This window comes from Acidimicrobiales bacterium, from assembly GCA_034521975.1.
Classification (GTDB): domain Bacteria; phylum Actinomycetota; class Acidimicrobiia; order Acidimicrobiales; family SKKL01; genus SKKL01.
The window spans coordinates 215060-236160 of sequence record JAXHLR010000005.1; the positions used below are offsets into that span (position 1 = coordinate 215060).

The 21101-nt window shown below is 70.5% G+C and carries 20 protein-coding genes and 1 tRNA gene; 17 read left to right on the forward strand and 4 right to left on the reverse strand.

The window, feature by feature from the left end:
- Positions 1-2: 2 nt before the first annotated feature.
- The 3 genes from U5K29_07840 to rsmA all read left to right on the forward strand — a co-directional run bounded on the left by U5K29_07840 (position 3) and on the right by rsmA (position 2618).
- Complete coding sequence (locus U5K29_07840) at positions 3-767, forward strand: TatD family hydrolase (protein MDZ7678450.1); 765 nt, start codon at positions 3-5, stop codon at positions 765-767.
- A 253-nt stretch (positions 768-1020) separates the two neighbouring features.
- Positions 1021-1815 carry a transglycosylase family protein gene (locus U5K29_07845; GenBank protein ID MDZ7678451.1) on the forward strand — a complete coding sequence of 265 codons (795 nt, stop codon included), beginning with the start codon at positions 1021-1023 and terminating at the stop codon, positions 1813-1815.
- The gene (rsmA, locus tag U5K29_07850) at positions 1785-2618 is read left to right on the forward strand and encodes a 16S rRNA (adenine(1518)-N(6)/adenine(1519)-N(6))-dimethyltransferase RsmA (protein ID MDZ7678452.1); all 834 of its coding nucleotides are present in this window, start codon (positions 1785-1787) and stop codon (positions 2616-2618) included. The genes U5K29_07845 and rsmA overlap by 31 nt, the downstream gene beginning before the upstream one ends.
- A gap of 90 nt (positions 2619-2708) precedes the next feature.
- On the opposite strand, the gene U5K29_07855 is transcribed toward rsmA, so the two are convergent.
- Positions 2709-3689, reverse strand: coding sequence for an MBL fold metallo-hydrolase (locus tag U5K29_07855; protein MDZ7678453.1), 981 nt, complete (start codon positions 3687-3689; stop codon positions 2709-2711).
- Between the two features lie 50 nt (positions 3690-3739).
- Here U5K29_07855 and U5K29_07860 point away from each other — a divergent pair, with 50 nt between their 5' ends.
- On the forward strand, positions 3740-4468 hold the full coding sequence (locus U5K29_07860; protein ID MDZ7678454.1) for a 4-(cytidine 5'-diphospho)-2-C-methyl-D-erythritol kinase: 729 nt from the start codon (positions 3740-3742) through the stop codon (positions 4466-4468).
- A 24-nt stretch (positions 4469-4492) separates the two neighbouring features.
- On the opposite strand, the gene U5K29_07865 is transcribed toward U5K29_07860, so the two are convergent.
- A complete protein-coding gene (locus U5K29_07865; protein MDZ7678455.1) occupies positions 4493-4594 on the reverse strand; it encodes an AURKAIP1/COX24 domain-containing protein in 102 nt (33 codons plus the stop codon).
- 76 nt (positions 4595-4670) lie between these two features.
- Here U5K29_07865 and U5K29_07870 point away from each other — a divergent pair.
- Positions 4671-4743, forward strand: a tRNA-Gln gene (locus tag U5K29_07870).
- A 224-nt stretch (positions 4744-4967) separates the two neighbouring features.
- On the opposite strand, the gene U5K29_07875 is transcribed toward U5K29_07870, so the two are convergent.
- Positions 4968-6089 (reverse strand): sensor domain-containing diguanylate cyclase, encoded by a 1122-nt coding sequence (locus tag U5K29_07875; GenBank protein ID MDZ7678456.1) that lies wholly within the window; start codon positions 6087-6089, stop codon positions 4968-4970.
- A gap of 58 nt (positions 6090-6147) precedes the next feature.
- Positions 6148-7191 (reverse strand): zinc-dependent alcohol dehydrogenase family protein, encoded by a 1044-nt coding sequence (locus U5K29_07880; GenBank protein MDZ7678457.1) that lies wholly within the window; start codon positions 7189-7191, stop codon positions 6148-6150.
- A 92-nt stretch (positions 7192-7283) separates the two neighbouring features.
- On the opposite strand from U5K29_07880, the gene U5K29_07885 reads away from it, so the two are divergent.
- The 12 genes from U5K29_07885 to U5K29_07940 all read left to right on the forward strand — a co-directional run bounded on the left by U5K29_07885 (position 7284) and on the right by U5K29_07940 (position 21083).
- A complete protein-coding gene (locus tag U5K29_07885) occupies positions 7284-8411 on the forward strand; it encodes an NTP transferase domain-containing protein (GenBank protein ID MDZ7678458.1) in 1128 nt (375 codons plus the stop codon).
- 18 nt (positions 8412-8429) lie between these two features.
- Complete coding sequence (locus U5K29_07890) at positions 8430-9410, forward strand: ribose-phosphate diphosphokinase (protein MDZ7678459.1); 981 nt, start codon at positions 8430-8432, stop codon at positions 9408-9410.
- Positions 9411-9531: 121 nt separating this feature from the next.
- Complete coding sequence (locus U5K29_07895; GenBank protein MDZ7678460.1) at positions 9532-10194, forward strand: 50S ribosomal protein L25; 663 nt, start codon at positions 9532-9534, stop codon at positions 10192-10194.
- A 9-nt stretch (positions 10195-10203) separates the two neighbouring features.
- Positions 10204-10836 (forward strand): aminoacyl-tRNA hydrolase, encoded by a 633-nt coding sequence (pth, locus tag U5K29_07900; protein ID MDZ7678461.1) that lies wholly within the window; start codon positions 10204-10206, stop codon positions 10834-10836.
- A gap of 3 nt (positions 10837-10839) precedes the next feature.
- Positions 10840-14307: a transcription-repair coupling factor gene (mfd, locus tag U5K29_07905; GenBank protein MDZ7678462.1), complete on the forward strand. Its 3468-nt coding sequence runs from the start codon at positions 10840-10842 to the stop codon at positions 14305-14307.
- Positions 14308-14347: 40 nt separating this feature from the next.
- Positions 14348-15394, forward strand: a complete 1047-nt coding sequence (locus tag U5K29_07910; GenBank protein ID MDZ7678463.1) for a peptidylprolyl isomerase — start codon at positions 14348-14350, stop codon at positions 15392-15394.
- The gene (locus tag U5K29_07915) at positions 15391-16767 is read left to right on the forward strand and encodes a MazG nucleotide pyrophosphohydrolase domain-containing protein (GenBank protein MDZ7678464.1); all 1377 of its coding nucleotides are present in this window, start codon (positions 15391-15393) and stop codon (positions 16765-16767) included. Before U5K29_07910 ends, U5K29_07915 begins: the two co-directional genes overlap by 4 nt.
- A gap of 64 nt (positions 16768-16831) precedes the next feature.
- Complete coding sequence (gene eno, locus U5K29_07920) at positions 16832-18118, forward strand: phosphopyruvate hydratase (GenBank protein ID MDZ7678465.1); 1287 nt, start codon at positions 16832-16834, stop codon at positions 18116-18118.
- Positions 18119-18123: 5 nt separating this feature from the next.
- A complete protein-coding gene (locus U5K29_07925; GenBank protein MDZ7678466.1) occupies positions 18124-18462 on the forward strand; it encodes a septum formation initiator family protein in 339 nt (112 codons plus the stop codon).
- Positions 18463-18493: 31 nt separating this feature from the next.
- A complete protein-coding gene (locus U5K29_07930) occupies positions 18494-19438 on the forward strand; it encodes an ATP-binding cassette domain-containing protein (GenBank protein ID MDZ7678467.1) in 945 nt (314 codons plus the stop codon).
- Positions 19435-20250 carry an ABC transporter permease gene (locus U5K29_07935; protein MDZ7678468.1) on the forward strand — a complete coding sequence of 272 codons (816 nt, stop codon included), beginning with the start codon at positions 19435-19437 and terminating at the stop codon, positions 20248-20250. The genes U5K29_07930 and U5K29_07935 overlap by 4 nt, the downstream gene beginning before the upstream one ends.
- Positions 20247-21083 carry an ABC transporter permease gene (locus U5K29_07940; protein MDZ7678469.1) on the forward strand — a complete coding sequence of 279 codons (837 nt, stop codon included), beginning with the start codon at positions 20247-20249 and terminating at the stop codon, positions 21081-21083. Before U5K29_07935 ends, U5K29_07940 begins: the two co-directional genes overlap by 4 nt.
- Positions 21084-21101 lie beyond the last annotated feature (18 nt).

Consider the following 21101-nt stretch of genomic DNA (forward strand, 5'->3'; position numbering starts at 1 on the left):
CGGTGGCCGAGTCGCCGGCCGGCCTCTGGTGGGCCGACCAGCACTGTCATCTGCGGCGTGACACCGCGTCGGAGCAGGTGGCCGAGGCGAACGACGCCGGGGTCGACATCCTCGTCACCGTCGGCACCGACCTGGAGAGCTCGCGCCTGGCGATCGAGATGGCCGGGCAGTTCGACGGGGTGTGGGCGACCGTCGGGCTGCATCCCCACGACGCCAAGGACGGACTCGACGGGATCGAGGAACTGCTGGGGTCGCCCAAGGTGGTGGCGGTGGGGGAGTGCGGGCTCGACTACTACTACGAGCACTCACCCCGTGACACTCAGCGCGAGGTGTTCGCCGCCCAGATCGCGATGGCGCATCGCCACGGGCTGCCGCTTGTCATCCACTCGCGCGATGCCTGGGACGACACCTTCGAGGTGCTGGCCGCGGAAGGTGCGCCCGAGCACACGGTGATGCACTGCTTCACCGGTGGGCCCGACGAGGCGCGGCGCAGCCTCGACCTCGGGGCGCACCTCTCCTTCAGCGGGATCGTGTCGTTCCCCAACGCGCCCGGGGTGCGCGAGGCGGCCGCGCTGTGCCCGGCCGATCGGTACCTGGTCGAGACCGACTCGCCCTACCTCGCGCCGGTGCCCCACCGGGGTCGCAAGAACCGCCCGGCCCTGCTGCCGCACGTGGGCGAGGCGGTGGCCGAGGCACGGGGCGCGACCGTCGAGGTCGTCGCGTCGCAGTCCCGCGCCACCGCGCGTGGCTTCTACCGGTTGGCCTGAGCCCGACCCCGCGCGCCGGGTGGGGTCTGTAGCGTGCCTCTAGTTTGTGCGCTTGTGACCATCCGAGCGCGAGGAGGTTGCATTCTCGTTACGGGCTCCCTAAGGTTCCGGCAGCACTCCGCACCCGAGTCGATGTCTCCGACGACGGTGCCATCAAGATCCGAACCCAGGGAAGGACGGAGTCCTGGTAGGAGACCATCGGCCCATCGGCCACGAGTCGGGTGACACCGACGCTTCGCCCGCCGCGGACCCAGTGGTCCGTGGTCCCGTCGTTCGTCGGCGGGAGCGGCGGCGCCTGGCCGTCGCGGTGATCTCCACCATGATGGCGGTACCGCTGCTGCTGGTCGAGGTCGCCCCGGGGGCGGACGCGTCGCCCGACTCCGAGCTAGCCGCCTTCGTCGTCGACGAGCTTGCGATGGTCGCCCCCCCGGACCGCTTCGACATCGGGATGGCCGGATCCGCTTCCGCGCTCGGCCAGCCCCGCTCGGTCGGTTCGATCACCGGCGACGACCTGGCCGCCCCCCGTCTGGTCTCCACCCTGTCCAACGGTGACGCCCTGCGTGCCCAGGCCGAAGCCGAGGCCGCCGAGGAAGCGGCCCGACAGGCCGAGGCGGAGCGCCAGCGCCGCCTCGCCGAGCAGGAGGCCGCCGAGGAAGCCGAGCGTGCCCAGCGTCGGGCCGAGGCCGAGCGCCGGGCGGCCGAAGAGGCGGCGGCACAGGCCGATGCCCAGGCCCGGGCCGAAGCCGACGCCGCAGCCGGGTCCGGCACCACCGCTTCCGGTGGACCGACCCCCGAGCAGTGGCACTCGCTGCGCATGTGCGAATCGGCCAACAACTACCAGGCCGTCAGCGGCAACGGTCTCTACTTCGGTGCCTACCAGTTCTATCCCGGCACCTGGGACAGCACCGCACGCCACGCCGGCCGAAGCGACCTGGTGGGCGTCCGTCCCGACCACGCGGCGCCCGCCGACCAGGACGCCATGGCCCAGGCGCTCTACCAGCGTCGTGGAAGCCGCCCGTGGCCGCACTGCGGCGTTCATCTGCGCTGACCCACTCACCGGCCGACATCGCTGCGATCCTGCAGGCGCATGGGCTCTCGCCCAGCCGTGCCCTGGGTCAGAACTTCGTGGCCGATCCCAACACCGTCCGCCGGATCGCCCGACTCGCCGAGGTGGGTCGTGGCGACCACGTGGTCGAGATCGGGGCCGGTCTGGGATCGCTCACCCGGGCGCTGGCCGAGACCGGGGCCGCGGTCACCGCGGTCGAGGTGGACCGCCACCTGGTCCCGGTGCTGCGTGAGCAGGTCGATACCCTCGGGGTCGAGGTGATCGAGGGTGACGCCGGCGACCTCGACTGGGCCGAGGTGCTGGGCGGGGCCAGCGGGTGGGTGCTGGTGGCCAACCTGCCCTACAACGTGGCGACACCCCTGGTGCTCGATCTGCTCGACGACGTTCCGGCGATCGAGCGGATGCTGGTCATGGTCCAGCTCGAGGCGGGCCAGCGGCTGGCGGCCGGGGTCGGTGATCCGGCCTATGGCATCCCCTCGGTGAAGGTCGCCTACTGGGCCAGCGCCGAGCTGGTGGGTCGGGTGCCGCCGTCGGTGTTCGTGCCGCGCCCACGCGTCGAGTCGGTGCTGGTGCGCATCGAGCGGCGTCCCGTCCCCGCCGTCGAGGCGGACCCCGACCGGTTGTTCGCGCTGGTGCGGGCCGGGTTCGGGCAACGGCGCAAGATGCTTCGTCGGTCCCTGGCCGGGCTGGTCGAACCCGGGGGCTTCGAACGAGCTGGTGTGCGGCCCGAGGCCCGGGCCGAGGAGCTGTCGATCGAGGATTGGGGCCGGCTGGCCGAGCGCTAGCTGACCCGCCGGCCACAGGCCCGAGTCGACCCGGGGGCTGCATGGGCGTCCGACGTGCAGCTCTGGCGACACCACCGACGCCCATGCACGCTAGCGGGCGAGGGCCGCCATCTGGCCGAAGAGCTCGACGACGTTGGTCTTCTCCTCGGCGCCGGAGAACTCCCGGAACAACGTGTCGACGTTGATCACGATCCGCTCGGCGTCGCCCCAGGTGGAGAACCGGCTGGTCCCGAGCTCGCGACCGACGATGTCGGTGGCCGCCGTGGCCGCGTCCATGCCGTCGTCATAGCGTTGGCGGGTCTCGGCGGTGAGCCATTCGAGGTAGTCGTTCACCGCCCGCACCCCCCGAAGGTCGGTCACCGGCCCATGGCCGGGCACCACCGTGTCGGGGTTCCACGCTTCGATCAGGTCACACGCTGCCAGCCAGTTCGTGACCGGTCCCTCCCACACGATCGGGTGCCCGCCGATGAAGAGGATGTCGCCGGTGAAGACGGTCTTGCGCTCGGGCACGTGCACGAGCACGTCGCCGGTGGTGTGGGCGGGCCCGACCTCGATCAGCTCGACCTCGGTGTCGCCCACCGTGAGGTCGAGGCGCCGGCTGAAGGTTCGGGTGGGGAGGGTCTTGGTGACCCCGGCGAAGTCGAAGGCCCCGAAGCAGCGGGTCACGAACTCGCCGACCTCGCCCATCTCGGGTGCCGCCGCCAACCAACCGGCCATCATCTCGGGGCTCTCGTCGGCCATCGCCGACGCCGAGGACTCCGACGCGACGATCTCGGCGCCGGTCACCAGCTCGTTGCCGTTGCAGTGGTCGCCGTTGCTGTGGGTGTTCACCAGGGTGTCGATGCGCGACGCCGAGGGAGCCGCGGCGCGCATGGCATCGAGCATGGTCGCGGTGAGGGGCACGTCATAGAGCGTGTCGACCAGCAGCGACGCTTCGCCGTCGACGATCAGGCCGGCGTTGCTCCATCCCCAGCCGCCGTCGGGCTGCAGCCACGCCCAGGTGTGGTCACCGACTTCGTGCAAGCCTCGGGTGTAGTCGATGATCCCGAGCGCTGCGGCCGTGTAGCTCATGGTGTCTCCCTGGCAGCTGTGGTCCCGGTCAGAACCTACTCTGACCTCCGATGCCTGACACCGAGGTCCTGACCGCCCCCGCCAAGCTCACCGTCTCGCTGCGGGTCACCGGTGTCCGCGCCGACGGCTATCACCTCATCGACGCCGAGATGGTGACCCTGGACCTGGCGGACACGCTCGTGGTCGGTCCCGGCGACGGGATCGTGGTGCGGGGCGAGTCGGGGGGTGAGGTCCCCGTCGACGACGACAACCTCGTGGCTCGGGCACTGGCGCTGGCGGGTCGCACCGCTGCGGTCGAGCTCACCAAGCGGATCCCGGCGGGGGCCGGACTCGGGGGTGGGTCGGCCGATGCCGCCGCGATCCTGCGGTGGGCCGGGTTCGACGACCTCGACGCGGCGGCGGGCATCGGTGCCGACGTGCCGTTCTGTCTCGTCGGCGGCCGCGCCAGGGTGCGCGGGATCGGTGAGGTGGTCGACCCGTTGCCGTTGGAATCCCGCACCTTCACCCTCTGCACCCCGCCGTTCGGGTGCTCGACCCCCGCGGTGTACGCCGAGTGGGACGCGCTGGGAGGACCGACGGGGGAGGGACCCAACGACCTGGAGCCGGCCGCGCTGTCGGTCGAACCGCGACTCGCCGAGTGGCGCGACCGTCTCGGCGAGGCGACGGGGCGGACCCCGGTCCTCGCCGGCAGCGGCTCGACATGGTTCGTCGAAGGAGCATTCCCCGGCCCTGAGCGTGTCGTCGCGCGAACCGACCGCCCGCGTGGGGCGGTCGTATAACACGCCGAACCGAGCCGGTAGGGGCTATTTGCCCTTGGCTCGACGCTGGAAGCGAGTCCGCTTCAGCATCTTGCGGTGCTTCTTCTTGCGCATGCGCTTGCGGCGCTTCTTGACCAGCGATCCCATGAGGCTGTGCACGGTAGCGGTCAGCGGACCGATCGTGCGAACCGAGCTCGCAGAGGCGGTAGCGTCGGGGGACCGATCGCGGGTAGTTCAATCGGCAGAACGCCTGACTTTGGATCAGGAGGTTGGAGGTTCGAGCCCTCCCCCGCGAGCTCGAGCACGGAGCCGTTCGGCCCATTGACTGGGTAGCGACGGGCGGTAACCTCAGGGATCCACGCCACAACAGCTTCCCCCTGGGTGGCGTGGTGCGCTCCCCCCAATGGTGCGCATGCTTGTTGGGTTGGGAGACCGGGCGGTGGGCATCGTTCGAACGGTGGCCTGCCGCCCGGCCCAACCCGCTACTCGGCGTGCTGCGCAGCGCGAAGCCGGTTGGGCTTCACCGACGATGATCGTGTCGACGGGTCACACGGCTGATGACCCGCAGCGGCGCGGTCGCCAGCGTGCACGCGGCGTCCACCACCGCGTCGATCTCGTCGCCGAGCCCGCCGGGTGGCCGTGGTGGGGATGGGTCCGCGTGCTGCGCCTCGGTCCGGTGCAGTCGCTTCGACGCGTACATCTCCAGGTCGGCTCGCCGCCACGCCTCGTGCAGATCTCCACCCGGAGGGCACTCCGCCGCTCCGATCGAGGCCGCCAACCCCGCTTGGTCGACGCTCGCCCTGAGACGCGCAGCCAGCCCTTCGCCGGTGCCGGGTGCCGAACCTGGGGCCAGCAGGGCGAACTCGTCTCCACCCAGGCGGGCGACAACATCATCGGCTCGGGCGGTGGTGCTGATGCAGCGGGCCAACGACCGGATCTGTTCGTCCCCGTAGGCGTGCCCGAGCCGGTCGTTGGTCTCCTTCAGGTCGTCCAGATCGATCACCAGGACCGACGCCGCCTGGTCCAGGGTCCGACACCGCATCGCCTCCCGCTGGATGGCCTCGTCCCATCCGGCCCGGTTCAACACGCCGGTCATGCCGTCTCGCTGGCGCTGTTCCACCGCCTCCAGCACCTGGATCTGGGCCTGGTCGCTCGCCTCCTGCAACGCCAGCAGCGATCCCACCAATCCGCCCAACACCTCGACCGTCTCGAGCTCGTCGACCAGCGACGGATCGCTGGGTTCGGGGTCGATCCCACACAGCACACCCAGGACCTCGCCCGAGGGCACCCGCAGTGGGGTCCCCACGAACGAACCCACCACGAACTCGCTCGCGGTGGCCGCCGCCGCGAGCTCAGGCGCCGCTGACACGTCGGGGGCGACCGCCGGTACGGCATCGGACAGCGCCGCCGCGCAGAACGACTCCGCCCAACCCAACACCTCGTCGCCAACCTCGCCGTGCTGGGTCCGGTCGATCATGCGGACAGCGATCGTCTCCCCACCCGTTCGGGTGACCAGCCACAGGCCCAGCCCGAGTCGACGAGCCAGTAGCGACAAGACCCGGTCGACGGCGGTCTCCACCACCCCCGTCAGCGTCAGATCGACCTCAGGTGCACTGCTGCGCCGTGGCCACGAATCCTCCATCGGTCACAGTATCGGCTCCTCAACTGCCAGTTTCGTGGGCCATTCGGACCCTTCGCGCTCAGGACCGGGTGAGCACGACCTTCAATGCACCGGTCTCGCCGGCGCGTTCGAACACGTCGTAGGCCTCCATGAAGTCGTCGAGGGCGAAGCGGTGGGTCACGAACTGTCCCGGTTCGACCTGGTGGCCGGTGATCAGGCGCAGCAGGGTCGGCGTGGAGTAGGTGTCGACCAGGCCGGTCGTGATGGTGACGTTGCGGATCCACAGCTCCTCGAGGTGCAGGGTCGCCGGCTCGCCGTGCACTCCGATGTTGGGGACCCGGCCACCGGGACGGATGAGCTGGGTGCACAGCTCGAAGGTCGCGGGGATGCCGACCGCTTCGATCGCCACGTCGGCGCCGAGGCCGTCGGTGAGGCCCTTCACGACCTCGTGGGGGTCCTGGTTCGAGTTGTTGACCGTCACGTCGGCCCCGAACTGCTTGGCTGCCTCGAGGCGGTTGTCGGCGAGATCGATGGCGACGATGTGGGACGGGTTGAACAGGCGAGCGCCCATGATGGCGGCCAGCCCGATGGGGCCGGCACCGACCACCGCCACGGTGTCGCCGGGTGAGACCGCCCCGTTGAGCACGCCGACCTCATAGCCGGTGGGAAGGATGTCGGCCAGCATCAACACCTCTTCGTCGCTGACGCCTTCGGGCACCGGGTAGGTCGAGGTGTCGGCGAAGGGGACCCGCACCCGTTCGGCCTGGGTGCCGTCGATGAGGTGGCCGAGGATCCAGCCGCCACCGCCGATGCACTGCCCATAGCTTCCTTCGCGGCAGTAGCGGCACGCGCCGCAGGCGGTGATGCAGGAGACCAGCACCCGGTCGCCCACGGCGACGTTCTTCACCGCCGAGCCGACCTGCTCGACCGTGCCGACCGCTTCGTGGCCGAGGACGCGGCCGTCGGTCACCGCGGGAACATCGCCTTTGAGGATGTGCAGGTCGGTGCCGCAGATGGTCACCGCGTCGACCCTCACCACGGCGTCGGTGTCGGCCTCGAGGCCAGGGTCGGGGACCTCCTCCCATGCCTTGTTGCCCGGGCCGTGGTAGACGATGGCTCGCATGGTGGATCTCCCCGAGGTGGGATGGTTTCTGATCGCCTGCTCTTACCCGAACGCTCCTCGCTTCACACCACCGTCCGTGACACGATGAACCCATGAGCACTCCTCGCCTGTCCGCTGTGATCCTCGCTGCGGGAGAGGGCACCCGGATGCGCTCCGATCGGCCCAAACCCCTGCACCTGCTGTGTGGCAAGGCGATGCTGCTCTATGTGATCGACGCGCTGGCCGCGTGCGACATCGGCCGGGCGGTGGTCGTGGTGGGCCACGGCGCCGAGCAGGTGACCAAGAAGCTCCAGGAGCAGGGTCCCGACCTCATGTTGGACTTCGTCGAGCAGCGTGTGCAGCGGGGCACCGGCGACGCGGTCAGCGTTGGGCTCACCGCCTTCGGCGACGAGGTCATCGATGACGACCTCGACCTGCTCGTGCTGCCGGGCGACACGCCGCTGCTGCGCCCCGAGACCCTCGCCGCTCTGGTCGACGCGCACCGTTCGAGCGGTGCCGCCTGCACGATCCTCACCGCCCGTCTCGACGATCCCACCGGCTATGGCCGCATCGTGCGGGGCAAGGAAGACGTCGTCCGCCGCGTCGTCGAGCAGTCCGACGCGACCGACGACGAGCTGGCCATCGACGAGATCAACACCGGCATCTACTGCTTCCGGCGCAGCCTGCTCGCCCCGTCGCTGCGCCGGCTGAGTCCCGAGAACGCCCAGGGCGAGTACTACCTCACCGACGTGGTGTCGGTGCTGGCCGAGGCGGGGCACCCGGTTGCCACCTTCGTGGCACCCGACGCGGCCGAGACCCACGGTGTGAACGATCGGATGCAGCTGGCCGCCGCCGAGGCCGAGCTGCGGGCCCGCACCAACCGGGCCTGGTTGCGGCGCGGGGTCACCATGGTCGACCCCGCTGACACCTACGTCGACGCGACCGTCGAACTGGCGGCCGACGTGACGCTGTTCCCCGGTGTCGTGGTCCAGGGACGCACCGTGGTCGGCCCCAACTCCGAGATCGGTCCCGGTACGCGCCTGGTGGACTGCGTCGTGGGCACAGGCGTCTCGATCGACCAGACGGTGGCCCGCGACGCCGAGATCGGCGACGGGGCGCGCGTCGGCCCGTTCGCGGTGCTCGAGCCCGGAGCACAGATCCCGGCTGGCGCGGTCACCGGCGCGTTCTACACTGCGGGCGACAGCGAGGCACCGAGCCCCGCCGTGCTCGACGACAGCTGACAGACAAGGCACAACACCATGGAGCTGGTCACCAAGAAGAAGCTGGCGCTGATCGCCGGCCGAGCCAACGTCGAGCTGGCCGAGGAGGTGGCCGCCCACCTGGGGACCCCGCTGCTCGACGCGCACTGCTCCGAGTTCGCCAACGGAGAGCTGCACTGCAAGATCGAATCGTCGGTGCGGGGAACCGACGTGTTCATCATGCAGAGCCACCTCAGCTACGAGGGCATGAGCGTCAACGACACGATCATGGAGCACCTGATCATGGTCGACGCCGCTCGGCGGGCCTCGGCCAAGCGCATCACCGTCGTCATGCCCTTCTACGGCTACGGCCGTCAGGACCGCAAGTCGGCAGGGCGCGAGCCCATCACCGCCCGCATGATCGCCGACATGTTCGCCGTCGCCGGCGCGCAACGGCTGATGTCGGTCGACCTCCACTCCGGTCAGATCCAGGGCTTCTTCAACGGCCCGGTCGACCACCTCACCGCCATGCCGGTCCTGGTCGACTACATGAAGACCCTGGGCGAGGACCTGGTCGTGGTGTCGCCCGACGCCGGTCGGGTCAAGGTCGCCGAGCGCTACTCCAACACGTTGCACGCCGACCTCGCCATCATCCACAAGCGTCGACTCAAGGACGCGAAGAACGCGGTCGAGGCACGCGACGTGATCGGCGACGTCGCCGGCCGCACCTGCGTGCTCATCGACGACATGATCGACACCGCGGGCACCATCGTCGCCGCCGCCGAGCAGCTCCACGAGAAGGGCGCGGCCCGGGTCGTGGCGGCCACGACCCACGGCGTGTTCTCGGGTCCGGCCATCGACCGTTTGAAGAACTCGGCGATCGAGCGGATCGTTGTCACCAACACCTTGCCGCTGTCCGCCGACAAGCAGCTCGACAAGATCGAGGTGGTGTCGGTGGCCAACATCATCGCCGACGCCATCGACGCGGTGTTCGAGGACACGTCGGTCAGCGAGATATTCGACGGCCAGAACCAGAGCTGAACCGGCCTGGCCCACCGGCGGGTTGGTGATCGGGTCGCTCGACCGCGTACACTGGCCGACTGCCTCGGGGCCGTGTCGCGGTCCCGACCTGTTCTCGTGTCGCCCAGGAGCGCCTCTCACCATGGATGTCACCCTCACGGCCACCACCGGCCGCACCACCGGAACCCGGCCGTCGCGACGGCTCCGGGCCGAGGGGCTGGTCCCCGGCTCGCTCTATGGCCTGGGCAAGGATCCGGTCACCCTCGCCGTCGACTACCGCGAGCTGCGCCAGGCGCTCACCACCGATGCCGCGCTCAACGCCATCATCACCTTGAAGGTCGGTGGCACCGACGAGCTGTGCATCGTCCGCGACCTGCAGCGTCACCCCGTGCGCCACGACGTGGTCCACGTCGAGTTCGTGCGGGTCAACGTCGACGAGGAGATCCTCGTCGAGGTGCCGATCGTGCTCGAGGGCGAGGCCAAGCAGGTGCTCGACGAGCAGGGCGTGGTCGACCAGGTCGCCTACACGCTGTCGGTGTACTCCAAGCCCAACGCCATCCCCAACGAGGTCACCCTCGACGTCTCCGACCTCACCGTCGGCGACACCCTCCAGGTCTCTGACATCACGCTGCCTCCCGGTGCCCGCACCGAGGCCGACCCCGAGGAGACCATCGTCTCGGCGTCGGTCACCCGGGCCGCGATCGAGGAGGAAGAAGAGGGTGCCGAGGGCGAGGAGGCTGCCGAAGGCGGCGAGGCTGCCGAGGGTGGCGAGGCCGCTTCGGCCGAGGACGACGACGAGTCCTGATCGCCGGTCATGAGCCCAGTGGGGCGTCGGCGCACTGACGCCGCTCGGACCGGGACCCCGGCCGACCTGTTGGTGGTCGGGCTCGGCAACCCTGGCCGGCAGTACCGGCGCACACGCCACAACGTGGGAGCCGAGGTCGTCGAGCTGCTCGCCGAGCGTCACGACGGCCGGCTCCGCAAGGGCAAGGAGCTGGCGCTGGTCGACGAGGTGCGCGTCGACGGTCGCCGCGTGGCGCTTGCCTTCCCGACCACCTACATGAACAACTCGGGCGACTCGGTCGGGCTGCTCGTCCGCCGCTACGGCATCGAAGACCTGTCCCACCTGGTGGTGGTGCACGACGAGCTCGATCTTCCGGTCGGGCGCCTCAAGGTCAAGTTCGGGGGTGGGCTGGCCGGCCACAACGGGCTCCGCTCGATCCGTGCCCATCTGAAGACCGCCGACTTCGTCCGGGTGCGCATCGGTGTCGGCAAACCCCCGTCGGCCGAGCGTGGCGCCGACCACGTGCTGAAGCCGCCGTCCAAGCGTGAGCGCGACGAGCTCGACATCGTGGTCCAGGAGGCGGCCGACGCGGTGGAGATGATCCTGGTCGAAGGGATCGAGGCAGCCATGGGGCGCTACAACACCGCGCCTGAGGCAGACTGACTCGTGCCGTTCCGCTCACTGCTCGAACAGCTTCGCGACGAACCGGCGGTGGTCCGCACCCTGGGGACCCCGAACGCGGTGCTCGCGGTCCCCGAAGCGGCCCAGGCGTTCGCCGTCGGCGGCCTGGCGACCCTCGGTGAGCGCCGGCCGTTCGTGGTGTGTGTCCCCACGACCGCCGATGCCGAGCGCCTCGCCGCCGACCTGTCCACGTTCCTGGGGCCCGACCAGGTGGAGGTGTTCCCCGCGTGGGAGACCCTGCCCTTCGAGCGGGTCAGTCCCAGCGTCGAGACCATGGGCCAGCGGTTGCGGGTGCTGTGGCACCTCCAGGACCCCGAACGGGCCCCGCAGGTGCTGGTGGCCCCCGTCCGCGCACTGGTCCAGCGCCTCGGGCCCGGCGCCGCCGAGGTCGAGCCGGTCGTGGTGGGCGTCGGCGACCGGGTGGACTCCGACGACCTCATCGAAGCACTCGTGGCCTCCGGCTACCGGCGCGAGTACCAGGTCGAGCTGCGGGGCGAGGTGGCGGTGCGGGGCTCGATCGTCGACGTCTACCCCTCCACCGGTGGGGCCCCGATCCGGATCGATCTGTGGGGCGACGAGGTGGACCGGCTCACCGAGTTCTCGGTCGCCGACCAGCGGTCCACGATCGACCGCTCCGAGGTGGCGATCTTCCCCGCCCGCGAGCTGTTGCCCACCGACGAGGTGCGCGACCGGGCCGCGGGCCTCGTGGCCTCCGAACCGTGGGGCCGCGAGCACTGGGAGCGACTGGCCGAGGGCCTCGTCTTCGACGGCATGGAGTCGTGGCTCCCCTGGTTGAGCGAGGAGGAGCAGGTGGTGCTCGACCTGCTGGGCGCCGATGCCCAGATCCTGCTGGTCGACCCCCGCCGGATGCGTGACCGCGCTACCGATCTGGCGGCCGAGGAGCTCGATCTGGCGACGACCCTGGCGCGCACCTGGGGCGCGATCGGCGACGACGAGTCCGGCGACGACCGCTTCCCGAGCCTGCACGTGCCCTTCGACCGGCTCCTCGGCCGCACCGAGGCGTCGGTGTCGACGCTCACCACCAGCCCCGAGGGCCCCGAGGTCCCCGCGGTCGACGCGCGTGGCTGGGACCCGGTCGTCGGCGACGGGCAGCGGCTGATCGACCAGGTCAGCGAACTGCTGGCCGGCGGCCACCGAGTGGTGGTGTGTGCCGACGGGTCCGGGTCGGCCGAGCGTCTCGGTCACCTCATGGCCGACCACGGAGTGCACCTCGCGTCGGTCGACCCGGAGTCGGCCGACAGCCTGGTGCCGGGTGGGTACCTGGCGGTCGCTCCGCTCGAACGGGGCTTCATCCTGCCGGAGCTGCGGGTCGCGGTGCTGTCCGAGCGCGACCTCACCGGGCGCCGGCGTGCCCATCGCGTCGCCCGCAAGCGACGCACCGACGCGGCCCGCTTCTTCGACGATCTCGCCCCGGGCGACCACGTCGTCCACCACCAGCACGGAGTCGCCCGCTACGGCGGGATGGTCAAGCGGGCGATCGGCGGTGTCGAGCGCGACTACCTGCTGCTCGAGTACCGCGGCAACGACAAGGTGTATGTGCCGTCCGAGCAGATCGACGTCGTGCGCCACTACACCGGTGGGGACAGTCCGACCCTGAGCCGCCTCGGTGGGGGCGAGTGGACCAAGACCAAGGCCCGGGTCCGGTCCGCGGTGCAGGAGATCGCCCAGGAGCTGGTCGTGCTCTACCAGAAGCGGATCAACACCCCCGGTCACGGCTTCGACCCCGACAGTCCGTGGCAGGCCGAGCTCGAGGACGCCTTCCCCTTCCAGGAGACCCCCGACCAGCTCCAGGCGATCACCGACGTGAAGGCCGACATGGAGGCCGACCAGCCGATGGACCGCCTCGTGTGCGGCGACGTCGGGTTCGGCAAGACCGAGGTGGCCATCCGGGCGGTGTTCAAGGCGGTGCAGGACAACAAGCAGGCCGCGGTGCTGGTGCCGACCACCCTGTTGGCCCAGCAGCACTTCCAGACCTTCAGCGAGCGCTACGCCGGGTTCCCGATCCGGGTCGAGATGCTGTCGCGCTTTCTCACCAACGCCCAGGCCAAGAAGGTCGTCGAGGGGATCCGCAGCGGCGAGGTCGATGTCGTGATCGGCACCCACCGGCTCCTGGCCGAAGACCTCGAGTTCAAGGACCTGGGCCTGCTCGTGGTCGACGAGGAGCAGCGGTTCGGGGTCACCCACAAGGAGCGGATCAAGACCCTCGAGACCGGGGTCGACGTGTTGACCCTCACCGCGACCCCGATCCCACGCACCCTGGAGATGAGCCTCACCGGCATCCGCGACCTCACCCTGCTCCACACCCCGCCGGCGGAGCGTCAACCCATCCTCACCTATGTCGGCGAGTACGACGAGCGTGCCGTCGCCGAGGCCATCCGCCGCGAACTCCTGCGTGAGGGTCAGGTCTTCTTCGTGCACAACCGGGTGCGCGACATCGAACAGGCTGCCGCCGAGGTACGCGAGCTGGTCCCCGAGGCGCGGGTGGCGGTCGCGCACGGCCAGCTCGACGAGGGCACCCTCGAACAGGTCGTGATCGACTTCTGGGAAGGCGACTACGACGTGCTGGTCTGCACCACCATCATCGAGTCCGGCATCGACATGCCGACCGTGAACACGCTGGTGGTCGACCGGGCCGACCTGCTTGGCCTCGGCCAGCTCCACCAGCTCCGTGGCCGGGTGGGACGCGCCGGCTCGCGGGCCTACGCCTACCTCTTCAGCCCCAAGGACCGGTCGCTCACCGAAGAGGCCTACGAGCGGCTCAAGACCATCGGCGAGTCGACCGACCTGGGGGCGGGCTTCAAGATCGCCATGCGCGACCTCGAGATCCGAGGTGCGGGCAACCTCCTCGGCACCGGCCAGTCGGGCCACATCGCCGCAGTCGGCTACGACCTGTACTGCCAGATGGTCACCGAAGCGGTCGCCGAGCTGAAGGGCGAGACCCCGGACGAACCGGTCGAGATCACCATCGACCTGCCGGTGCCGGCCTCGTTGCCCGCCGACTACGTCGCCAAGGAGCAGCTGCGACTCGAGGCCTACCGGCGCCTGGCGGCGGTCACCACCGAGGCCGAGGTCGACGACATCCGTGCCGAGTGGGAGGACCGCTACGGGCCGGTGCCCCAACCGGCGCTCAACCTGCTCGCGGTCGCAACGCTGCGCGCCGAGTGCGTGCGCACCGGCGTGACCGAGGTCTCGGTCACGAGCGGGTCGGGGTTCGGCGGACCCAAGCACACCGCCAAGCTCAGCCCGTTACCGCTGTTGCTCAGCCAGCAGCTGCGCCTCAAGCGGCTGTTCCCCAACTCGGTGTACAAGGAGGACCTCTCGCAGGTGCAGGTGGGGATCAAGGGCGGCACCGACCTCATCGAGGCGCTGGTGCTGTTCCTGCGCACGATCATCCCGGTCGAGGACCGCGTCGACGAGCCCGTCGGCGGGTGACTGGTCGCGGCCGGTCCCCGGTCCCTAGCATGCACTCCTCGTGACCCACCTTCGTTCCATCTCCTCTCTCCTCGCCGCGCTCGTGGCCACCGTCCTGCTCCTCGGCTCCTGCGGGGGCACCTCGGCGGCAGCGGTGTCGGTCAACGGTGTCGACGTCGACGACAGTGCCTTCCGCGACGAGCTCGACCTGTTGAGCGAGCATCCCGAGTTCGCCCAGGCCGTGTTCGGTGCCACCGTGCCCAGCGACGCCAACACCGTCGACACCGCCTTCGCGGCCGAGGTGCTGCGCCTTCGGATCCTCATCGAGCTGGTCGACCAGGCCCACAGCGACCGGGGTCTCGAGGTCACCGAGGACGACCTCGAAGCGGCCGACGACACCTTCATGGATGAGCTCCGGGTGCTGCTCGACGAGCTCCCCGACGACTACCACGACCGGTTCCGCACCTGGAACGCCCAGCTCATCAGCCTGCGTGAGGCGCTGGAGGCCGACGCCGCCGAGCGGTCCGACGAGGTCACCGATGCCGAGGTCGAGGCGTTCTACGACCAGTACCGGGCCATCTTCACCACCGAGGAGGCCTGTGCCCGTCACGTGCTCCTCGACACCGAGGCCGAGGCCGAGGAGGTGATCGCCGACCTCGACGACGGCGCGGACTTCGGCGAGGTGGCAAGCGAGCGCTCGGTCGATCCCTCCGCCGAAGCCAATGCCGGCGACCTGGGGTGCACCGGACGGGGACAGTACGTCGCCGAGTTCGAGGAGGCGGTGTGGGAGGGTCCGATCGGTGAGCTGCAGGGGCCGATCGAGACCCAGTTCGGGTTCCACGTGATCCTGGTCGACAGCAGGGGCCTGCCGAGCTTCGACGAGCTCGAACCCGACATCCGTGCCTTTCTCGAGTCGCCCGAATCTCGCGACGGCCAGCAGCTGTTGAACCTGGAGATCCAGCGCCTGACCGCCACCGCCGACGTCGAGGTGAGCTCGCGGTACGGCACCTGGAACCCCACCACCCAGTCGGTCGAACCGCCCGACGGTCCCACCACCACCACGCCCGCTCCCGGCGCGGGCGATCCGCTCGGGGTGCCCGAGCCGTGAGCCCCCGGGTCGTGGTCGTGGGCCTCGGGCCCGCGGGCCCCGACCTGGTCACCGACGGAACCCGAGCGGCCATCGAGCGCGTCGCCCACCGTTACCTGCGCACGTCGCGGCACCCGTCGGCCACCGTCGTCCCCGACGCCATCACCTTCGACCACCTCTACGAGCGGTCCGGGTCGTTGGACGAGGTGTACGCGGGCATCGTGGACGAGCTGTGCTCGGCCGCGCGCACCCATGATGAGGTGCTCTACGCGGTGCCCGGGTCGCCCGCCGTCGCCGAGCACACCGTCGAGCTGCTGTTGATCGAGGACGATCTCGACGTCGAGGTGGTGCCCGCCCTGTCGTTCCTCGACCTGGCGTGGGTGCGCCTCGGGGTCGATCCGGTCGCGGTGGGCGCACGGGTCGTCGACGGGCACCGATTCGCGGTCGAGGCCGCGGGGGAGCGGGGCCCGCTGCTGGTGGCCCAGTGTGATCGCGCCAACGTGCTCTCCGACATCAAGCTCGCGGTCGACGATCCGCCGGAGCTGGCGGTCACGGTGCTGGCCCGGTTGGGCTCGCCGGACGAATCGCTCACCGAGGTGGCGTGGGACGATCTCGATCGCCTGGTCGAGGCCGACCACCTGACCTCGCTGTGGATCCCCGAGCTCTGCGCCCCGGTGGCCGGCGAGGTGGCTCGCTTCGACGAGCTGGTGGCTCGGCTCCGGGTCGAGTGCCCGTGGGACCGCGACCAGACCCATCGCAGCCTGTCCCGGCACCTGCTCGAGGAGGCCCACGAGGTCCTCGAGGTGCTCGACGGGTTCCCCCCGGCGGCGGGCACCTTCGGCGAGCCGCCCGACCACGACGCCGAGGCGAGCCTGCGCTACGACCAGCTCGAAGAGGAGCTGGGCGACCTGTTGTTCCAGATCTGCTTCCACACTCGGTTGGCGAGCGAGGCCGGCCAGTTCACCCTCGCCGACGTCGCCCGGCGCATCCACGACAAGCTCGTCGGTCGTCACCCCCACGTCTTCGGCGAGGTCGAGGCCGCCACCGCGGACGAGGTGCTCGGCAACTGGGAGCAGCTCAAGGCGGCCGAGAAGGGGCGTGACAGCATCTTCGACGGGATCCCGCGGTCGCTGCCGGCGCTGTCGTTCGCGGCCAAGGTCGAGTCCAAGGCCGAACGGCTGGGGTTGGTGGAGGAGGTCGGTGTCGCCGGCGAGCCGGCACTCGGTGTCGGCGAGGTCGGCGAGCTGCTCTATGGCCTGGTGACCCGCGCCCGCCGCGGGGGTGTCGATCCCGAGGAGGCGTTGCGCCTCGCCGCCGACCGCCGACGGTCGCACTACATGGCCGACGAGCTGGCGGAAGGGTCCGCTCCCGCGCCGGGGGATCTTCCTGGCTGACGGTGGAGCGTGTCAGAATCGTTGGACGCCCGAATCGGCCTACCAGCAGGAGCACCACCACACGATGAGCGCGATCGACCACGTCGTGGGCCGCGAGGTCCTCGACTCGCGGGGCAACCCGACCGTCGAGGTCGAGGTCGTGCTCGAGTCGGGCGCCCGGGGGCGGGCCATGGTTCCCTCGGGTGCCTCCACCGGCCAGTTCGAAGCGGTCGAGCTGCGCGACGGCGGCGACCGCTTCGGCGGCAAGGGTGTGCTCACCGCGGTCGGCAACGTCAACGGCGAGATCTTCGAGGCCATCGACGGCTACGACGCCCTCGACCAGCGCCTGGTCGACACCACCCTCATCGACCTCGACGCCACCCCCAACAAGTCGCGCCTGGGGGCCAACGCCATGCTCGGCGTGTCGCTGGCGGTGGCCAAGGCCGCGGCCGACGAGCTGGTGATCCCCCTGTATCGCCACGTCGGCGGGGCGAACGCCCACGTGCTGCCGGTGCCGATGCTCAACGTGTTGAACGGCGGCGAGCACGCCGACAACAACGTCGACTTCCAGGAGTTCATGCTCATGCCGGTGGGCGCGGCCTCCTTCTCCGAGGCCCTGCGCTGGGGGGCACAGACCTACCACACCCTCAAGCGGGTGCTGGCCGACAAGGGCCTGTCCACCGGGGTCGGCGACGAGGGCGGCTTCGCCCCCGACCTGGCCACCAACGAGGCGGCGGTGCAGCTGCTGATCGACGCCATCGAAGCCGCGGGGTTCACGCCCGGCGACGACATCGGCATCGCCCTCGACCCGGCGGTCACCGAGATCTACCGCGACGGTGCCTACGTGCTCGCGGGTGAGGGCCGCACCCTCGACGCCGAGGAGATGGTGGCGTTCTGGGCCGACTGGTGCGACCGCTACCCGATCCTGTCGATCGAGGACGCCCTGGCCGAAGAGGACTGGGACGGGTGGGCCGCCGCCACCCGCGAGCTGGGTGGCCGGGTCCAGCTCGTCGGCGACGACCTGTTCGTCACCAACTCCGAACGTCTGCAACGGGGCATCGACGCCGGGGTCGCCAACTCGATCCTGGTCAAGGTCAACCAGATCGGCACCCTCACCGAAACCCTCGACACCGTTGCACTTGCCACCCGCACCGGATACACAGCAGTGATGTCACACCGTTCGGGCGAGACCGAGGACGCGACCATCGCCGACCTGGCGGTGGCCACCAACTGCGGCCAGATCAAGACCGGTGCCCCGGCACGCAGCGACCGGGTGGCCAAGTACAACCAGCTCCTCCGCATCGAGGAGGACCTGGGCGAGTCGGCCGCGTTCTGGGGTCGGGCCGCACTGGCGCCGAGGCGGGGGTCCTGAGCGCGGTGCGCCGCTTTCGCCGCCTCGCCTGGCCCCTGGTGGCCGTCGTGGTGATCGTCGGCGCGTTGTCGCTGTCGGCGTTCCCGCTGCGCACCCTGTTCGACCAGCGCGACGCCATCGCCTCCTCCGAGGCCGAGCTCGCCGAGCTCGACGAGCAGGTCACGGCGCTTCAGGCCCGGGTCGAGGCGTTGGACACGCCCGGCGAGATCGAGCGCCTGGCCCGCGAGCGCTACAACATGGTGCGTCCGGGCGAGGAGCCATACGGCATCCTGCCCGCGGCCCTGCCGCCGCTCGAGGTCCCTCCCGGTTGGCCCTTCACCCCGGCTCCACCGGCCACCGACTGACCGTGATGGTCCGCGTCTTGTCGGTGTGCCCGTGAGCCATCCCATCGAGGTCGAGGGGCTGGTCCGCCGCTTCGGCGACCTGGTCGCGGTCGACGGCATCGACCTGTTCGTCGAGCAGGGCGAGGTGTTCGGCTTCCTCGGACCGAACGGGGCGGGCAAGTCCACCCTGGTGCGCATGCTCACCACGCTGCTGCGCCCCACCGGCGGTGTCGCCCGAGTTGCCGGCCACGACATCCGGCGCGACGCGGCCGCGGTGCGGCGCTCGATCGGTGTCGCCCTGCAGGACGCGGCGATCGATCCGCTCATGACCGGAAGCGAGCTGCTGCACCTCCAGTCGGTGTTGCACGGGGTGCCGCGCCGCGTCGCCGAGGAGCGCAGCGGCGATCTGCTCGAACGGGTCGGACTCACCGCCGCGGCCAACCGGCGGGTCGGCACCTACTCGGGCGGGATGCGCCGGCGCCTCGATCTGGCCTTGTCGCTGGTGCACGAGCCGATCGTGCTGTTCCTCGACGAGCCCACCACCGGGCTCGACCCCACCAGCCGCATGGCGCTGTGGGAGGAGGTGCGCCGGCTCAACCAGGAGCACGGCACCACGGTGTTCCTCACCACCCAGTACCTCGAAGAGGCCGACGAGCTGGCAGGACGCATCGCCATCATCGACGACGGCCGGATCGTGCGCGAGGGGACCCCCAAGCAGCTCAAGGCCGCGGTCGGGGCCCCGACCCTCACCGTCGAGGTCGACCCCGACCATGCCGGCACCGCCACCGAGATCCTGACCCGGTTCGGCGATCCCCGCCCCGCGACCCCGCCGGTGGTGGCCATCGGACTCGCGGGCGGGGCGCGCGACATGGCCGCGGTCGTCCGGGCCTTCGACGAGGCCGGCATCGCCCTGGACCACGTGCAGCTCGACTCGCCGAGCCTCGACGACGTGTTCGCCGAAGCCACCGGCCGCCGGCTCGAAGGAGCCGACGGATGACCCTGCCGGCGGCTCCACCCGCCAGGCGCGGTCCGGTGGTGGGGGCTTCGCACGTGCTGGTGCTGTCGCGCCGGGCGGTGCTCGGCTTGTGGCGCCAACCCAACATCTGGGCGATGGGAACGCTGTTCCCGCTGCTGATCGCGGCGGTGCAGGCATCGGCGTTCTCGCGGGCGATCGACCTGCCCGGGTTCCCCGAGGTCGACTCGTTCCTGCAGTTCGTGCTGCCGGCCACGATCGTGCAGGTGGTGCTCTTCGGGAGCATCAACGCCGGCACCGACCTGGCCCTCGACATCGAGAACGGCTTCTTCGACCGGCTGGTCGCGGCGCCCACGTCGCGCATCGCCATCCTGCTCGGTCGCATGGCGGGGGCCGCCACCTTGGCGTCGTTGCAGGCCCTGCTCTACATCGGCATCTTCTCGGTCTTCGGGGCCCGGGTCGAGGGTGGAGTGCCGGCCATGGTGCTGCTCATGGCCCTGGCGGGATTGCTGGCGGTGGCCATCGGCGGGCTCGCCTGTGCCGTCGGGTTGCGCACCGGCAAGGCCGAGGCGGTTGGCAACTCGTTCCCGCTGGTGTTCATCTTGTTGTTCATCTCCTCCGCGTTCTTCCCGGTCGAGCTCATGTCGGGCTGGTACCGCACCGTGGCCGAGCGCAACCCCCTCACCGTGATGATCGACGGTGCCCGCCACCAGGTCATCGTCGGCTTCGATGTGGGCGAGGCGGCGGCCAGCCTGGCCGTGGCGCTCTCACTCATCGTCGTGTCGTTCTGGCTGGCGACGCGGATGCTGCAGCGGCGGTTGGCGGTCGCGGCATGACCGAGCGGCTCACCACCGGCGAGGTCACCGGCGAGGGCGCCGCCGCACCGCCCCGCGAGGGACGGGTGGCGAACCCGCTGCTGGTGGCGTTGCAGATCGCGCTGCGGGGCACCCGCAACACGGTCCGGATCCCCGCGGCCCTGGTCCCCACCGTGGCCATGCCCATGTTCTTCGTGGTGGCCTTCAGCGGGGCGTTCAGCGCGATCACCGGCATCCGGGGGTTCCCCACCGAGAACATCTTGAGCTGGATGGTGCCCTTCGCCATCTTGCAGGGTGCCTCCTTTGCCGGCATGGGCACCGCGTTCAGCACCGCCCGCGACATCGAGGACGGCTTCTACAACCGCCTGCTGCTCGCCCCGACGCGCCGGTGGGCGCTGGTGCTGGGTCCGATGATCTTCGCCGGGCTGCGGGCCCTGATCCCGTTCGTGGTGGTGGTGCCGGTCGCTCTCGTCGCGGGCATCTCGGTTCCCGCCGGGCCGGTGGCGCTGGTGCCGCTCGCGCTCGGGTGTGTGGGGGTCGGTACGGTTGCCGGGCTCTGGGGGCTCGGCATCGCCTATCGGTTCCAGTCCCAGCGGGCGGGCGCCATCGTGCAGCTCGGCATCTTCTCGGTGATGTTCCTGTCGATCGGGCAGGCACCGCTGGAGGTGATGGAGGGCTGGCTGCACACCGTCGCCCGGGTCAACCCCATGACCAACGTGTTGCGCTTCGCCCGCCAGGGGTTCATCGGCGACCTGAGCTGGGCCGACACCTGGCCCGCGCTGGTCGCCTTGGCGCTGGCGGTCGTCGCCCTCGGCGCCTTCGCGGCCCGTCAGTTCCGCCGCCTCTTCCCGTGAGCGCCGAGGTGTTGGCTC

Coding starts and splice junctions, on each gene's coding strand:
- U5K29_07855 (MDZ7678453.1), bottom strand. CDS start 3,689: ATGAGCTACACGGCCGCAGCGCTCGGGATCATCGACTACACCCGAGGC.
- U5K29_07860 (MDZ7678454.1), top strand. CDS start 3,740: ATGCCTGACACCGAGGTCCTGACCGCCCCCGCCAAGCTCACCGTCTCG.
- U5K29_07865 (MDZ7678455.1), bottom strand. CDS start 4,594: ATGGGATCGCTGGTCAAGAAGCGCCGCAAGCGCATGCGCAAGAAGAAG.
- U5K29_07875 (MDZ7678456.1), bottom strand. CDS start 6,089: ATGGAGGATTCGTGGCCACGGCGCAGCAGTGCACCTGAGGTCGATCTG.
- U5K29_07880 (MDZ7678457.1), bottom strand. CDS start 7,191: ATGCGAGCCATCGTCTACCACGGCCCGGGCAACAAGGCATGGGAGGAG.
- U5K29_07885 (MDZ7678458.1), top strand. CDS start 7,284: ATGAGCACTCCTCGCCTGTCCGCTGTGATCCTCGCTGCGGGAGAGGGC.
- U5K29_07890 (MDZ7678459.1), top strand. CDS start 8,430: ATGGAGCTGGTCACCAAGAAGAAGCTGGCGCTGATCGCCGGCCGAGCC.
- U5K29_07895 (MDZ7678460.1), top strand. CDS start 9,532: ATGGATGTCACCCTCACGGCCACCACCGGCCGCACCACCGGAACCCGG.
- pth (MDZ7678461.1), top strand. CDS start 10,204: ATGAGCCCAGTGGGGCGTCGGCGCACTGACGCCGCTCGGACCGGGACC.
- eno (MDZ7678465.1), top strand. CDS start 16,832: ATGAGCGCGATCGACCACGTCGTGGGCCGCGAGGTCCTCGACTCGCGG.
- U5K29_07935 (MDZ7678468.1), top strand. CDS start 19,435: ATGACCCTGCCGGCGGCTCCACCCGCCAGGCGCGGTCCGGTGGTGGGG.
- U5K29_07940 (MDZ7678469.1), top strand. CDS start 20,247: ATGACCGAGCGGCTCACCACCGGCGAGGTCACCGGCGAGGGCGCCGCC.